Here is a 15,299-nt window from a genome sequence, read left to right as displayed (position 1 = left end):
GTCCCCGGAGGCGGTGAACGGCCCCCGCGCGGCTCGTATCCTGGGGCGGCAGTCAGGTCGCGCGCCTGGTCCGGGGCCGCTCCGGCGCGGGGCGCGCTCGGAGAGAGGTCGCACGGTGAACCAGCCGCCCCCGAACCCGGTCCCGTCCGGGACCGCCCCGCAGGACCGGGCCCCGGAGGCGGACCCCGCCCACCCCGGCGGGCAGATCCCCGTCGTCGTGCTCGCCGGGTTCCTCGGATCCGGCAAGACGACGCTGCTCAACCATCTGCTGCACCACAGCGGCGGCAGCCGTATCGGCGCGATCGTCAACGACTTCGGGGCCATCGAGATCGACGCGATGGCGGTGGCGGGCGCGCTCGGCGACTCGACCGTCTCGCTGGGCAACGGCTGCCTGTGCTGCGCCGTCGACGCGGGGGAGCTGGACCAGTACCTGGACCGGCTCACCCGCCCCCAAACCGGCATCGATGTGATCGTGGTCGAGGCCAGCGGCCTCGCCGAGCCCCAGGAACTGGTCCGCATGGTCCTGGCCAGCGAGAACCCCCGGGTCGTCTACGGCGGCCTGGTCGAGGTCGTGGATGCCGCCGAGTTCGACGGCACCCGGGCCCGGCACCCCGAGATCGACCGGCACCTCGCCCTCGCGGACCTCGTCGTCGTCAACAAGGCCGACCGCGCGGACGACACCGAACGGGTGCTCGCGACCGTGCGCTCGCTCGTCGACCGGGCGGCCGTCGTCCCGGCCACCTACGGCCGGGTGGACCCCGAGTTCCTGTTCGACTGCCGGCCCGGTGAGGAACGCGTCGGCCAGCTCTCCTTCGACGACCTGCACCTCGCCGAAGAGGACGCCGAAGAGCACGGGGACGAGGGCGGGGACGGGTCCGGCGGCGGGTCCGGCGGGGCCCGCCACACCGGCCATCTGCACGCCGGCTACGACACCCTCTCCTTCGTCTCCGACGTGCCCCTCGACCCGCGCCGCCTGATGCGCTTCCTGGACAGCCGCCCCGACGGCCTCTACCGCATCAAGGGCTACGTCGGCTTCGGACCGTACGACCCGCGCAACCGCTACGCCGTGCACGCCGTGGGCCGGTTCCTGCGCTTCTACCCCGAGCCCTGGCCGGCCGGCGGACCGCGGCGGACCCAGCTCGTGCTCATCGGATCCGGCACCGACATGCCCGCCCTCGCCGGGGAGCTCCAGGAGTGCGAGCAGGACACCCCGGACGCCGACGAGCACGGCATGTGGGGCGTCCTGCGCTACGTCCAGGGCCCCGGGCAGGAGGAGGCACCCGCCGGGGCTCCCGGAGCCGCAGAGGCCCCTGAGGACCCTGAGGCTCCCGGGGCCGCCGACGACCCCGGGGACGCCCCGGACATCGAGGACCCGCCCGTCTAGACGGGTCCCGCCACCACCCCCACCGTCTTCGGCAGCGACAGCCCCGAGCCGTCGCGGCGCGGGTCGATCTCCGGCAGCTCGGCCGGGTTGCCGTTCTTCTGCGCGGCCCGCGCCGGGGTGGGGCCCGCCCAGGCGAACGACAGACAGTCCTCGCCCTTCAGGAACCGCTGGCAGCGCACCCCGCCGGTGGCCCGGCCCTTGCGCGGGAACTGGTCGAACGGCGTCGCCTTGCCCGTCGTCTGCACCGAGTCGTCCAGCGTCCCGCGCGAGCCCGCGACCGTGAACACCACCGCCTCCACGGCCGGATCCACCGCCGTGAACGAGATGACCTTGGCGCCCTCGGCGAGCTTGATCCCCGCCATGCCCCCGGCCGGGCGGCCCTGCGGCCGGACCTGGGCCGCCTGGTAGCGCAGGAGCTGCGCGTCGTCCGTGATGAAGACCAGGTCCTCCTCGCCGGTGCGCAGCTCGGCGGCGCCGACGATCCGGTCGCCCTCCTTGAGGGTGATGACCTCCAACTCGTCCTTGTTGGACGGATAGTCGGGCACCACCCGCTTGACGACACCCTGCTCGGTGCCGAGCGCGAGACCCGGCGAGGACTCGTCGAGCGTGATCAGGCACACCACCGACTCGTCGTCCTCCAGGGAGATGAACTCCGCGATCGGCGCCCCGCCGGACAGGGTCGGCGCCGCGTCGGTCCCCGGGAGCTGGGGCAGGTCGACCACGTTCACCCGGAGCAGGCGGCCGGTCGAGGTGACCACGCCCACCTCGCCGCGCGCGGTGGCCGGCACCGCCGAGACGATCACGTCGTGCTTGTGCCGCCTGCCGTCCGCCGCGCGCGGGAACGGCCGGTCGTCCGCCGTACGCGCCAGCAGCCCGGTGGAGGACAGCAGCACCCGGCACGGGTCGTCCGCCACCTGGAGCGGCACCGCCGCCACCGGCACGGCGCCCGCCTCCAGCAGCACCGTGCGCCGCGGGGTGGCGAACTTCTTGGCGACGGACGCCAGTTCGGCCGAGACCAGCTTGCGCAGCTCGGCGTCCGAGTCGAGGATCCGGGTCAGCTCCTCGATCTCCGCGGTCAGCCGGTCCTTCTCCGCCTCCAGCTCGATGCGGTCGAACCTGGTCAGCCGGCGCAGCGGCGTGTCGAGGATGTACTGCGTCTGGACCTCGCTCAGCGAGAACCGCTCCATCAGGCGCTGCTTGGCCTCGGCGGAGTTGTCCGAGGAGCGGATCAGCCGGATGACCTCGTCGATGTCGACCAGCGCCGTGAGCAGGCCCTCGACCAGGTGCAGCCGGTCGCGCCGCTTGCCGCGCCGGTACTCGCTGCGCCGCCGCACGACCTCGAAGCGGTGGTCGAGATAGACCTCCAGCAGCTCCTTGAGGCCCAGCGTGAGCGGCTGGCCGTCGACCAGCGCCACGTTGTTGATGCCGAAGGACTCCTCCATCGGCGTCAGCTTGTAGAGCTGTTCGAGGACGGCCTCCGGCACGAAGCCGTTCTTGATCTCGATGACCAGGCGCAGCCCGTGCTCGCGGTCGGTGAGGTCCTTGACGTCGGCGATGCCCTGGATCTTCTTCGCGCCGACCAGGTCCTTGATCTTCGCGATGACCTTCTCCGGGCCGACCGCGAAGGGCAGCTCGGTGACGACGAGGCCCTTGCGGCGGGCGCTGACCGTCTCCACCGAGACCGTGGCACGGATCTTGAAGGTGCCGCGCCCCGACTCGTAGGCGTCGCGGATCCCGGACAGGCCCACGATCCGCCCGCCGGTGGGCAGATCGGGACCCGGGACGTGCTTCATCAGCGCGTCCAGGTCCGCGTTCGGATTGCGGATCAGGTGGCGGGCCGCCGCGACGACCTCGCCCAGGTTGTGCGGGGGCATGTTCGTGGCCATGCCGACGGCGATGCCCGACGCGCCGTTCACCAGGAGGTTCGGGAAGGCGGCGGGCAGGGCCACCGGCTCCTGCTCCTGGCCGTCGTAGTTGGGCGCGAAGTCGACCGTGTCCTCGTCGATCGACTCGGTCATCAGGCTGGTCGCCTCGGCCATGCGGCACTCGGTGTACCGCATCGCGGCGGGCGGGTCGTCGTTGCCCAGGGAGCCGAAGTTGCCGTGGCCGTCGACCAGCGGGACGCGCATCGAGAAGGACTGGGCCAGCCGCACCAGCGCGTCGTAGATGGACGCGTCGCCGTGCGGGTGGAGCTTGCCCATGACCTCGCCGACGACACGGGCGCACTTCACATAGCCGCGCTCGGGGCGCAGGCCCATCTCGTTCATCTGGTAGACGATGCGGCGGTGCACCGGCTTCAGTCCGTCCCGGGCGTCCGGCAGGGCGCGCGAGTAGATGACCGAGTACGCGTACTCGAGGAAGGAGCCCTGCATCTCGTCGACCACGTCGATGTCGAGGATCTTCTCCTCGTACGGGTCGTCGGGCGGCGGGGTCTTCGTGCTGCGGCGGGCCATCGCTGCCGGCTCCTTGCTGAAGCGTGGAACGGGATCTGACGCCGACCATTGTGGACCGCCGGACTGACAACGTGGACCGGACCCCGCCCCACGAGCCTTCCCGGATCCCTCGCGGAGCCCCCGGACCGGCCCGTCCGAAGGGGCCACGGGTCCCTTCCCGGGCCCCGGCGGAAGGCGCCGGAGCGCCCCGCGGCCCCCGGCCCGGACCGCGCCGCCCCCCTCGAACCACCGCCCACTGCCCCGGAGCTCCGCCCACTGCCCCGAAGTCCCGCCCGCCGCCCGCGTGTCGGCCCCGGCACGGCGCCACGGCGGCTCCCGTCCGCGCCCCGGCCCGCCCCGCACGGTCCCGCGCCCCGCCCCGCGCGCCCTCGTACGCCCCCGCGTGCGGCCGCCGCGCCGCGCGCCCCGCCCGCTCCGCCTCGTCCCCCGTTCTCGTCCCCCGTTCGATCTCGCTCAGGGCGTACGGAGAGCGGGAACTTCGCCAGCGGCTCGCACGCTTGCATACAGTGGCAGGACCGGCAGGAACAGGGCGGATTCCGGACCGCCACCGCGATCGAAGGGACGTACATGCCCAAGGGTCACACCGCCACAGCCGAGGCAGGCTCCGGCGGCCTGACAGCGACCGAGCACCGCCTGGCCAACGGCCTGCGCGTGGTGCTCTCCGAGGACCACCTGACCCCGGTCGCGGCGGTGTGCCTCTGGTACGACGTCGGCTCCCGCCACGAGGTGAAGGGGCGCACCGGCCTGGCCCATCTCTTCGAGCACCTGATGTTCCAGGGCTCGGCCCAGGTGACGGGCAACGGCCACTTCGAACTGGTGCAGGGCGCCGGCGGCTCGCTGAACGGCACCACCAGCTTCGAGCGCACCAACTACTTCGAGACCATGCCCGCCCACCAGCTGGAACTGGCCCTCTGGCTGGAGGCCGACCGCATGGGCTCCCTGCTCGCCGCCCTGGACGACGAGTCGATGGAGAACCAGCGCGACGTCGTCAAGAACGAGCGCCGCCAGCGCTACGACAACGTCCCCTACGGCACGGCCTTCGAGCGGCTCACCGCCCTCGCCTACCCGGAGGGCCACCCGTACCACCACACGCCGATCGGCTCCATGGCCGACCTGGACGCGGCCACCCTGGAGGACGCCCGCGCGTTCTTCCGCACGTACTACGCGCCCAACAACGCCGTCCTGTCCGTCGTCGGCGACATCGACCCGCAGCAGACGCTCGCCTGGATCGAGAAGTACTTCGGCTCCATCGCCTCCCACGACGGCAAGCCCGAGCCCCGCGACGGCTCGCTGCCCGAGGTGATGGGCGAGCAGCTGCGCGAGGTCGTCGAGGAGGAGGTCCCGGCGCGCGCCCTGATGGCCGCCTACCGCCTCCCGCACGACGGCACGCGCGCGTGCGACGCGGCCGACCTCGCCCTGACCGTCCTGGGCGGCGGCGAGTCCTCCCGGCTCTACAACCGGCTGGTGCGCCGCGACCGCACCGCCGTGGCCGCCGGGTTCGGCCTGCTGCGGCTGGCCGGAGCACCCTCCCTGGGCTGGCTCGACGTCAAGACCTCCGGTGACGTGGAGGTCCCCGTCATCGAGGCCGCCATCGACGAGGAGCTGGCCCGCTTCGCCGCGGAGGGCCCCACCGCCGAGGAGCTGGAGCGCGCCCAGGCCCAGCTGGAGCGCGAGTGGCTGGACCGGCTCGGCACGGTCGCGGGCCGCGCCGACGAACTGTGCCGCTTCGCCGTCCTGTTCGGCGACCCGCAGCTCGCCCTCACCGCCGTCCAGCGCGTCCTGGAGGTGACGCCCGAGGAGGTCCAGGAGGTCGCCAAGACCCGGCTGCGCCCCGACAACCGCGCGGTCCTCGTCTACGAGCCGACCGCCCCCGACGCCCAGGACGACACCCCCGACGCCCAGGACGACACCGAGGAGACGGCGAAGTGACCGAGCTGGCCACCATGGAGTTCCACCCCCGCCCCGAGGCCGGCGAGGCCAGGCCGTGGGCGTTCCCGGCCCCCGGGCGCGGCACCCTGGACAACGGCATCACCGTGCTGCGCTGCCACCGCCCCGGCCAGCAGGTCGTCGCCGTCGAGGTGCTCCTCGACGCGCCCCTGGACGCCGAGCCGGCCGGTCTGGACGGCGTCGCCACGATCATGGCGCGGGCCTTCTCCGAGGGCACCGACAAGCACTCCGCCGAGGACTTCGCCGCCGAGCTGGAGCGCGCGGGCGCCACCCTGGACGCGCACGCCGACCACCCCGGCGTACGGCTCAGCCTGGAGGTCCCGGCCTCCCGGCTGGCCAAGGGGCTCGCGCTGCTCTCCGACGCGCTGCGGGCGCCCGCGTTCGCCGGGTCCGAGGTCGAGCGGCTGGTGCGCAACCGGCTCGACGAGATCCCGCACGAGCTGGCCAACCCCTCCCGCCGCGCTGCCAAGGAGCTGTCCCGGCAGCTGTTCCCGGCCACCGCCCGCATGTCGCGCCCGCGCCAGGGCACCGAGGAGACCGTCGCCGCCGTCGACGCCGCCGCCGTCCGCGCCTTCTACGACCGGCACGTGCGCCCCGCCACGGCCACCGCGGTCGTCGTCGGCGACCTCACCGGCATCGACCTCGACGAGCTGCTCGGCGAGACCCTGGGCGCCTGGACCGGTTCGCCGGCCGAGCCGCGTCCGGTGCCGCCGGTCACCGCCGACGACACCGGCCGCGTGGTGATCGTGGACCGCCCCGGCGCCGTCCAGACCCAGCTGCTCATCGGCCGGATCGGACCCGACCGGCACGACCGCGTGTGGCCCGCCCAGGTGCTCGGCACCTACTGCCTGGGCGGCACCCTGACCTCCCGTCTGGACCGCGTCCTGCGCGAGGAGAAGGGCTACACCTACGGCGTGCGGTCCTTCGGCCAGGTGCTGCGCTCGGCGCCCGACGGCACCGGCGCGGCCATGCTCGCCATCAGCGGCTCGGTCGACACGCCGAACACCGGACCGGCCCTGGACGACCTCTTCACGGTGCTGCGCAAGCTCGCCGCCGAGGGGCTCACCGAGGCCGAGCGGGACGTGGCCGTGCAGAACCTGGTGGGGGTGGCGCCGCTCAAGTACGAGACGGCCGCCGCCGTGGCGAGCACACTCGCCGACCAGGTCGAGCAGCACCTGCCCGACGACTACCAGGCGACGCTCTATCAGCAGCTCGCGCAGACCGGCACGGTGGAGGCGACCGCCGCGGTCGTCAGCGCCTTCCCGGTGGACCGCCTGGTGACGGTGCTCGTCGGGGACGCGGCGCAGATCAAGGAGCCGGTCGAGGCGCTCGGCGTCGGCCCGGTGACCGTGGTCGCCGCCGAGTAGGACGCACCGCGCGGCACGCGCGCGCGTGGGGCCCCGGTGACCGGAGCGTCACCGGGGCCCCGGCATGTCCGTATTGGGCAGGAGGCGCCCTGTCTGCCCTGTGGCGTGCGCTACAAAAACCCGGATCCGTTTGGGCGCGGAACACGGCCCCGTCTAGCGTCGGTCCGGCTGTTCGTCGGGCAGTGCGCCGCAGCCGCGGCACCGGACAGTCATCGCCGAGTCCCCGTACGGCGCGAGCCAGGGGAGCCGGGGACCCACTCAGTCCCTGGGGTGAATCGGGCACCGTGCGCCGCGCACGGCACCCGTAGGAGACCTTCCTGCTCCGAACCCGTCAGCTAACCCGGTAGGCGAGAGGGAAGGAAAGGACCAGCCACCACATGGCGTTCACGCGCGCCACCGGGAAGCACCGCCGTCCCGGCCGGGTGCAGCGCACCACCGCCCGCGCGGCGGGTGTCGCTGCCCTCACCACCACCGGCGTCATCGGCACCCTCGCCGCCTCCCCGGCCCTCGCCGCCGAGACCCCCGCCCCCGCGGACACCGGCCTCACCCCGGTCATCAGCCTCGGCGACACCGTCGCCGAGCGGGTCGACGCGCAGGCCGCCGCCCAGTGGGAGGCCGCCCAGCAGAAGCAGGCCGAGCAGGCCGCGCGCAAGCTGGCCGCCGAGCGCGCCGAGCAGGCGCGCGAGGCCAAGGAGCGGGCCGACCGCGAGGCCGAGCGCAAGCGCCTCAACACCTTCGTGCCGCCCATCGCCGGCTCCTACGTCTCCACCGGCTACAAGACCGGCGGCTCGCTGTGGTCCTCCGGCTCGCACACCGGCATCGACTTCCACGCCGCGACCGGCACCCCCGTCCACGCGGTCGGCGTCGGCACGGTGGTGGAGACCGGCTGGGGCGGGGCGTACGGCAACCAGGTCGTCATCAGGATGGCCGACGGCATGTACACCCAGTACGGCCATCTGTCGTCCATCGGGGTCACGGTGGGCCAGCAGGTCGCCGCGGGCCAGCAGATCGCGGTGTCGGGCTCCACGGGCAACGTCACCGGTCCGCATCTGCACTTCGAGGCGCGCACCGGCGCGGAGTACGGCTCGGACGTCGACCCGATCGCCTACCTCCGCACGCACGGCGTGCAGGTCTGAATTCCGGCTCCGGGCACGCTCCGTATTCTTCTCCGCCGCACTGCATCCCGGCTGTCCAAAAAATATCCCTGGATTCCGTCACGCCGTCGGAAATTCCCGCGCATTGTTCTAGAGTCGTCGGAATGCGCGTCCGCGGCGTGTCCGCCACGGGCGCGCCACGGCCATGGACACGGCCACGGTCACGGGACGGGATACGGAGGTCGGACATGCGTGTTCCGGCGCACTCGGTGTGCACGGCGATCCGGGACGACATCGTCGCCGGGGTGCACGAGCGCGGCAGCCGGCTCACCGAGGAGGTCCTGGCCCGCCGCTACGGCGTCTCGCGCGTCCCGGTGCGCGAGGCCCTGCGCACCCTGGAGGCCGAGGGCTTCGTGGTGACCCGGCGGCACGCGGGCGCGTGCGTGGCCGAGCCGACCGAGCAGGAGGGCGCCGACCTGCTGGAGATGCGTCTGCTGCTGGAGCCGCTGGGCGCCGAGCGGGCCGCCCAGCGGCGCACCGAGGGCCATCTGAAGGTGCTGCGCGGCCTGGTCAGGCTCGGTCAGGAGCGGGCCGCGGGCGGGGGCGGCGAGGAGCTGCGGTCCCTGGCCGCCTGGTTCCACGAGACCCTGGCCCAGTCCTGCGGCAGCCCCGCGCTGACCGCCGCCCTGGCCCAGCTGCGGCACAAGATCACCTGGATGTACGGGGCGCCGGACCCCGCCGACCCGGCCGAGACCTGGGCCGGACACGGGGCGATCGTCGACGCGGTGGCACGCGGCGACGCCGCCCGCGCCCGCGCCCTGACCGCCCTGCACACCGAGCGGATGACCGCCGCGCAGCGGGCGAGCGCCCGGAAACATCCCGTCAACACATCGAGCACACGGAATTAACACGCGTGCCGTAGAAAAGAACCGGCAGGAATCGGCAGGGACCGGCAGGGGCCGGGAAGGAATGTGCTGCCGATATCCGCGCCCTATTTCCGTTTCCCGCGCGGGGAATTCACGCGGACACACGAAAACCGCGCCGCCCCGCAGGGGGAGACGCGGTTCCCGGACGCGCTGTGTGTTCCCTCCGGCCGCTCAGACGGTCTCGGGGAGCTCTTCCAGGCCCTCGGCGACCAGCTTGGCCAGCCGCTCCAGGGCGGCCTCCGCGCCCTCGGCGTCGGAGGCGAGGACGACCTCCTCGCCACCCTGCGCGCCCAGGCCGAGCACGGCCAGCATGGAGGCCGCGTTGACGGGGTTGCCGTCGGCCTTGGCGATCGTCACGGGGACCCCTGCGGCCGTGGCGGCCCGGACGAAGATGGAAGCGGGGCGGGCGTGGAGACCCTCGGCCCAGCCGACGTTGACGCGGCGCTCAGCCATGTGATGCTGCCCTTCAGGTGTAGCAGGTTGTCTAGACCAGTTTCCCATACGTGCGGCACCGTGTGGGTACGCCACACACCGCCTCGCGCCGCCGCCCGGGGCGAGCCGTACGCTGGGCCCCATGCAGACCTCGTCGGACCGGCATGCGTACCCCGCCCACTGGGAGGCCGACGTGGTGCTGCGCGACGGGGGCACGGCACGGATCCGGCCCATCACCGCCGAGGACGCCGACCGGCTGGTCAGCTTCTACGAGCAGGTGTCGGACGAGTCCAAGTACTACCGCTTCTTCGCGCCCTACCCGCGCCTGTCCGCCAAGGACGTCCACCGCTTCACGCACCATGACTTCGTGGACCGGGTGGGGCTCGCGGCCACCGTCGGCGGCGAGTTCATCGCCACCGTACGCTACGACCGCATCGGCCCCGCCGGAGCGCCCGGCCCGGCGCCCGCCGACGAGGCCGAGGTCGCCTTCCTGGTGCAGGACGCCCACCAGGGCCGCGGGGTCGCCTCCGCCCTGCTGGAGCACATCGCGGCCGTCGCCCGCGAGCGCGGCATCCGCCGCTTCTCCGCCGAGGTGCTGCCCGCGAACACCAAGATGATCAAGGTGTTCACCGACGCCGGGTACACCCAGAAGCGCAGCTTCGAGGACGGTGTCGTCCGACTGGAGTTCGACATCGAGCCGACGGACCGCTCGCTGGCCGTGCAGCGCGCGCGGGAGCAGCGCGCGGAGGGGCGCTCGGTGCGGCGGCTGCTGCTGCCCGGCTCGGTCGCCGTGATCGGCGTCGGCCGCGGCCCCGGGAGCGTGGGCCGCGGCATCCTCGGCCATCTGCGCGAGGCCGGGTTCACCGGCCCGCTGTACGCCGTCAACCGCGCCTTCGAGCGGGAGCGCGCGGAGATCGACGGGGTGCCCGCCCACCGCTCGGTGCGGGACATCGCCCGGCCGGTCGACCTCGCCGTGGTCGCCGTCCCGGCCGAGCGGGTCCCCGAGGCGGTCGCCGAGTGCGGCGAGCACGGGGTGCAGGGGCTCGTCGTGATCTCCGCCGGGTACGCGGAGAGCGGGCCCGAGGGGCGCGAGCGGCAGCGGGCCCTCGTCCGGCAGGCACGCGCGTACGGCATGCGGATCATCGGCCCGAACGCCTTCGGGATCATCAACACCGCGCCCGGCGTCCGGCTCAACGCCTCGCTCGCCCCCGAGATGCCCCGGCCCGGCCGGATCGGCATGTTCACCCAGTCCGGCGCCATCGGCATCGCCCTGCTCTCCCGGCTGCACCGGCGCGGCGGCGGGGTCACCGGCGTGACCGGCGTCTCCACCTTCGTTTCGGCGGGCAACCGCGCGGACGTCTCGGGCAACGACGTCCTCCAGTACTGGTACGACGACCCCGGCACCGATGTGGCGCTGATGTACCTGGAGTCCATCGGCAACCCGCGCAAGTTCACCCGGCTGGCCCGGCGCACGGCGGCGGTGAAGCCGCTGGTGGTGGTGCAGGCCGCGGGCGCCCCGCAGGGCCACGCCGTGCGCGCGACCCGGCTGCCGCACGCGACGGTGTCCGCGCTGCTGCGCCAGGCCGGGGTGATCCGGGTGGACACCATCACCGAACTGGTCGACACCGGGCTGCTGCTGGCCCGGCAGCCGCTGCCCGCCGGGCCGCGGGTGGCGATCCTCGGCAACTCCGAGTCGCTGGGCGTGCTCACCTACGACCGCTGCCTGGCCGAGGGGCTGCGGCCGCAGCCGCCGCACGACCTGACGACGGCCGCCTCGGCGGAGGACTTCCGCGCCGCGCTGGCGCGGGCGCTGGCCGACGAGAGCAGCGACGCGGTCGTCGTCACCGCGATCCCGGCCGTGGGGGAGGGCGCCGCGCAGGACGCCGCCCTCGCCGGGGCGCTGCGCTCGGCCGCCCTGGCGAACCCGGCCAAGCCGGTCCTCGTCGTCCACGTCGAGCTGGGCGGCCTCGCCGAGGCCCTGTCGGCGGCGGCCAGCACGGGCCCCCAGCCCGGCGGCTCCCTTCCGCAGCCTCCGCTCCCGGGTGCCTCCGCGGTCACCGGCACCCCCGGCGTCCCGCCGGACGCGGAAGCCACCGCGGCCACGAACACCCCACCGGGCCCGGAGACATCCCCTGCCCCAGAGACATCCCCTGCCCCGGAGACACCGCCTGCCCCGGAGACACCCGAAGACCCGGAGACACCCGCTCCCCGCCTCATTCCCGCCTACCCCGCCGCCGAGCGGGCCGTGCGGGCGCTCGCCGAGGCGGTGCGCTACGGGCAGTGGCGGCGCGAGGCGGCCGAACCGGGCAGGGTGCCGGAGTACGAGGACATCGACGAGAAGGGCGCCGCCGCGCTCATCACCGGCCTCCTGGACCGCGGGGAGGGCCTCACGCCCGGCGCCGAGGACACCTGCGCGCTGCTCGCCCGCTACGGCATCCCCGTCCGCCGGGCCGTCCCCGCGCCCACCGCCGACGCCGCCGCCGAGGCCGCCCGCACCCTCGGCTACCCGGTCGCCCTGAAGGCCACCGCCCCGCACCTGCGCCACCGCGCCGACCTGGGCGGCGTCCGCCTCGACCTCGCCGACGAGGAGCAACTTCGCCGCTCCTACGCCGAGTTGACCGAGCTGTTCGGCAGCCCGCAGGAGGTGCGGCCGGTGGTGCAGACCATGGCACCCCGGGGCGTCGACACCGTCGTGCGGTCGGTCATCGACCCGGCGGCCGGTGCGGTGCTCTCCTTCGGCCTCGCCGGAGCCCCCTCCCAGCTCCTCGACGACATGGCGCACCGCCTGGTCCCGGTCACCGGCCGGGAGGCCACCTCCATGATCCGCTCCATCCGCACCGCCCCCCTGCTGTTCGGCTGGCGCGGCTCGGCGCCGGTCGACACCCCCGCCCTGGAGGAGCTGCTGCTGCGCGTCTCCCGGCTCGTCGACGACCACCCCGAGGTCGCCGCCGTCACCCTGGAGCCGGTCGTCGTCGCCCCGCACGGGGTGAGCGTCCTCGGCGCGAGCGTGCGCCTGGCCCCGCCGCCCGTCCGCGACGACCTCGGCCCGCGCACCCTCCCGGCGTACTGATCCTCCCGGCGTACTGACCCTCCGGCGTACTGACGGCCCGCCGACGGCCCGCCCACCGGTTCGCCCGGACGTTCCCCGCGACGAACCGGTGCCTGGCAGTCAGTGCCTCCCCGTAGGATGGACGGCATGGCCAAGACCAGTACGACGACCCAGGGGCTGCGGGCGGCGATCGAACGCAGCGGCTACTACCCGGCTCTCGTGGCCGAGGCGGTGGAGGCCGCCGTGGGCGGCGAGCCCATCCGGTCGTACCTGGTCCACCAGGAGACCACCTTCGACCAGAACGAGGTGCGGCGGCACGTCACCGTGCTCGTCCTCACCGGCAACCGCTTCATCGTCAGCCACACCGACGAGCAGGCGGCCGACAGCACCTCCCCGACGCCGTACGCCACGACGTCCACCGAATCGGTGAAGCTCGGCCGGATCTCGTCGGTCGTGGTGAGCCGGGTCGTCGCCAACCCGGAGCAGTACACGCCGGGCACGCTGCCCCGCGAGGTCGTCCTCACCATCGGCTGGGGCGCCGTCTCCCGCATCGACCTGGAGCCCGCCGCCTGCGGCGACCCGAACTGCGAGGCGGACCACGGCTACACGGGGAACTCCACCGCCGACGACCTCAGCCTGCGCGTCAGCGAGGCGGGGGACGGCCCGGAGACCGTGCGCCAGACGCTCGCCTTCGCCCAGGCGGTCTCCGAGGCCACCGCGGACGTCACCCGCTGATGCCGGCCCAGCCCACCGCCTGGGACCACCCCGAGCCCCTCGCCGTCGCCTCCGCGCCCGTCCCCGCCTACGGCACGGGTTCGCTCGCCGACCTGCTGCCCACCCTGGCCGCCGGGATGGACGTCCCCGGGACGACGGCCGCGATCCCCGAGCTGACCCCCGCCGACCGCGCCTGCGTCTTCCTGATCGACGGCCTCGGCTGGGAGCAGCTGCGCGCACACCCCGACGAGGCGCCCTTCCTGACCTCCCTGCTGGGCAGCTCGCGCGGCGGCACCGGCCGTCCGCTCACCGCCGGCTACCCGGCCACCACCGCGACCTCCCTCGCCTCCGTGGGCACCGGCCTGCCCCCGGGCGCGCACGGACTGCCCGGCTACACGGTCCGCGACCCGGCCACCGGCGCGCTGATGAACCAGCTCCGCTGGCAGCCCTACACCGACCCGCGCGCCTGGCAGCCGTACCCCACCGTCTTCGAGCTGGCCCACCGCGCCGGGGTGCACGCCGCTCAGGTCTCCTCCCCGGCCTTCCAGAACACCCCGCTCACCAAGGTCGCGCTGAGCGGCGGCACCTTCCTGGGCCGGCTGACCGGCGAGGAGCGCATGGACATGGCGGCCGGGCAGCTCGCCGCGGCCGACCGCGCCCTCGTCTACACGTACTACTCCGAACTCGACGGCGCCGGCCACCGCTTCGGCGTGGACTCCGACGCCTGGCGCGGCCAGCTGATGCACGTCGACCGGCTCGCCCAGCGGCTGGCCGAGCAGCTTCCGCCGCGCAGCGCGCTCTACGTCACCGCCGACCACGGCATGGTCGACATCGTCTTCGACGAGGAGCACCGCATCGACTTCGACGCCGACTGGGAGCTGCGCGCCGGTGTCGCCCTGCTCGGCGGCGAGGGCCGCGCCCGGCACGTGTACGCGGTGCCCGGCGCCGCCGGTGACGTGCTGACCTGCTGGCGCGAGGTGCTGGGGGAGCAGTTCTGGGTGGCCTCGCGGGACGAGGCGATCGACGCCGGCTGGTTCGGGCCCCGGATCGACGACCGGGTGTACGAGCGGCTCGGCGACGTGATCGCGGCCGCCCGGGACGACGTCCTGCTCATCGCCTCGGAGCGGGAGCCCAAGGAGTCCCTGATGGTCGGCAACCACGGCTCCATGACCCCGGCCGAGCAGTTCGTCCCGCTGCTCGAAGCCCGCCCCTGACCCTCGCCGCCCGTTCCCTTCCCCGACCCGCGACCTCGCCGAAAGGTGCCCGCCCCCTCATGCCCGAGCTGGTGTTCTTCTCCGGAACGATGGACTGCGGGAAGTCGACACTGGCTCTCCAGATCGAGCACAACCGCTCGGCGCGCGGACTCGCCGGTCTGATCTTCACCCGCGACGACAGGGCGGGCGAGGGCAAGCTGTCCTCCCGCCTCGGCCTGGTCACCGACGCCGTGGAGGTGGCGGACGGTGTCGACCTCTACTCCTACCTGGTCGACCACCTCTCCCAGGGTGGCCGGGCCGACTATGTGATCGCCGACGAGGCGCAGTTCCTCGCGCCCGAGCAGATCGACCAGCTCGCCCGCGTCGTGGACGACCTGGAGATCGACGTCTACGCCTTCGGCATCACCACCGACTTCCGCTCCAAGCTGTTCCCCGGCTCCCAGCGCCTGGTCGAACTCGCCGACCGCGTGGAGGTCCTCCAGGTCGAGGCCCTGTGCTGGTGCGGCGCCCGCGCCACGCACAACGCCCGCACGGTCGGCGGTGTCATGGTCGTGGAGGGCGCCCAGGTGGTCGTGGGCGACGTCGACCAGTCCCCGGACGAGATCGGCTACGAGGTGCTGTGCCGCCGCCACCACCGCCGCCGCATGACCGCGGCCTCGGCCCGCGCGGCGGCCCTGTCCCCGGACGTCCTCCCGGTCACCCCGGCCTGACCCCGCCGA

The 15,299-nt window shown here is 74.0% G+C and carries 11 protein-coding genes and 1 riboswitch; of the genes, 9 read left to right on the top strand and 2 right to left on the bottom strand.

The genetic code is table 11. The annotated features are described in order from the left end of the window. The first annotated feature begins 205 nt into the window (after positions 1 to 205). Positions 206 to 1,384, top strand: a complete 1,179-nt coding sequence (locus ACWDYF_RS17600) for a CobW family GTP-binding protein (RefSeq protein WP_381740320.1) — start codon at positions 206 to 208, stop codon at positions 1,382 to 1,384. On the opposite strand, the gene ACWDYF_RS17595 is transcribed toward ACWDYF_RS17600, so the two are convergent. Further along, positions 1,381 to 3,837: a DNA gyrase/topoisomerase IV subunit A gene (locus ACWDYF_RS17595; protein ID WP_381739525.1), complete on the bottom strand. Its 2,457-nt coding sequence runs from the start codon at positions 3,835 to 3,837 to the stop codon at positions 1,381 to 1,383. The genes ACWDYF_RS17600 and ACWDYF_RS17595 overlap by 4 nt on opposite strands. 567 nt (positions 3,838 to 4,404) lie before the next feature. Between ACWDYF_RS17595 and ACWDYF_RS17590 the strand changes: the two genes are divergently transcribed. The 4 genes from ACWDYF_RS17590 (at position 4,405) to ACWDYF_RS17575 (ending at position 9,153) form a co-directional block, all read left to right on the top strand. Then, positions 4,405 to 5,766, top strand: coding sequence for a M16 family metallopeptidase (locus tag ACWDYF_RS17590; protein ID WP_389468741.1), 1,362 nt, complete (start codon positions 4,405 to 4,407; stop codon positions 5,764 to 5,766). Continuing rightward, a complete protein-coding gene (locus tag ACWDYF_RS17585) occupies positions 5,763 to 7,151 on the top strand; it encodes a M16 family metallopeptidase (RefSeq protein ID WP_381739528.1) in 1,389 nt (462 codons plus the stop codon). Before ACWDYF_RS17590 ends, ACWDYF_RS17585 begins: the two co-directional genes overlap by 4 nt. A 203-nt stretch (positions 7,152 to 7,354) precedes the next feature. Further along, a riboswitch (cyclic di-AMP (ydaO/yuaA leader) is annotated at positions 7,355 to 7,516 on the top strand. A 12-nt stretch (positions 7,517 to 7,528) separates the two neighbouring features. Then, a complete protein-coding gene (locus ACWDYF_RS17580) occupies positions 7,529 to 8,287 on the top strand; it encodes a M23 family metallopeptidase (RefSeq protein ID WP_389468738.1) in 759 nt (252 codons plus the stop codon). A 206-nt stretch (positions 8,288 to 8,493) separates the two neighbouring features. Next, positions 8,494 to 9,153 (top strand): GntR family transcriptional regulator, encoded by a 660-nt coding sequence (locus tag ACWDYF_RS17575; RefSeq protein WP_381739531.1) that lies wholly within the window; start codon positions 8,494 to 8,496, stop codon positions 9,151 to 9,153. 189 nt (positions 9,154 to 9,342) lie between these two features. On the opposite strand, the gene ACWDYF_RS17570 is transcribed toward ACWDYF_RS17575, so the two are convergent. Continuing rightward, positions 9,343 to 9,624: an HPr family phosphocarrier protein gene (locus ACWDYF_RS17570; RefSeq protein WP_018564609.1), complete on the bottom strand. Its 282-nt coding sequence runs from the start codon at positions 9,622 to 9,624 to the stop codon at positions 9,343 to 9,345. Positions 9,625 to 9,745: 121 nt separating this feature from the next. On the opposite strand from ACWDYF_RS17570, the gene ACWDYF_RS17565 reads away from it, so the two are divergent. The 4 genes from ACWDYF_RS17565 to ACWDYF_RS17550 all read left to right on the top strand — a co-directional run bounded on the left by ACWDYF_RS17565 (position 9,746) and on the right by ACWDYF_RS17550 (position 15,290). After that, positions 9,746 to 12,673 (top strand): bifunctional acetate--CoA ligase family protein/GNAT family N-acetyltransferase, encoded by a 2,928-nt coding sequence (locus ACWDYF_RS17565; protein WP_389468734.1) that lies wholly within the window; start codon positions 9,746 to 9,748, stop codon positions 12,671 to 12,673. 117 nt (positions 12,674 to 12,790) lie between these two features. Then, on the top strand, positions 12,791 to 13,387 hold the full coding sequence (locus tag ACWDYF_RS17560) for a DUF5998 family protein (protein ID WP_381740322.1): 597 nt from the start codon (positions 12,791 to 12,793) through the stop codon (positions 13,385 to 13,387). Further along, positions 13,387 to 14,580, top strand: coding sequence for an alkaline phosphatase family protein (locus tag ACWDYF_RS17555; protein ID WP_389468731.1), 1,194 nt, complete (start codon positions 13,387 to 13,389; stop codon positions 14,578 to 14,580). Before ACWDYF_RS17560 ends, ACWDYF_RS17555 begins: the two co-directional genes overlap by 1 nt. A gap of 59 nt (positions 14,581 to 14,639) precedes the next feature. After that, the gene (locus ACWDYF_RS17550; protein WP_389468728.1) at positions 14,640 to 15,290 is read left to right on the top strand and encodes a thymidine kinase; all 651 of its coding nucleotides are present in this window, start codon (positions 14,640 to 14,642) and stop codon (positions 15,288 to 15,290) included. The last annotated feature ends 9 nt before the right edge of the window (positions 15,291 to 15,299 follow it).

This window comes from Streptomyces sp. NPDC003284, assembly GCF_053589675.1.
Note: the sequence above shows the minus strand (reverse complement) of the source record. Positions and strands in the feature narration are given on the sequence as shown.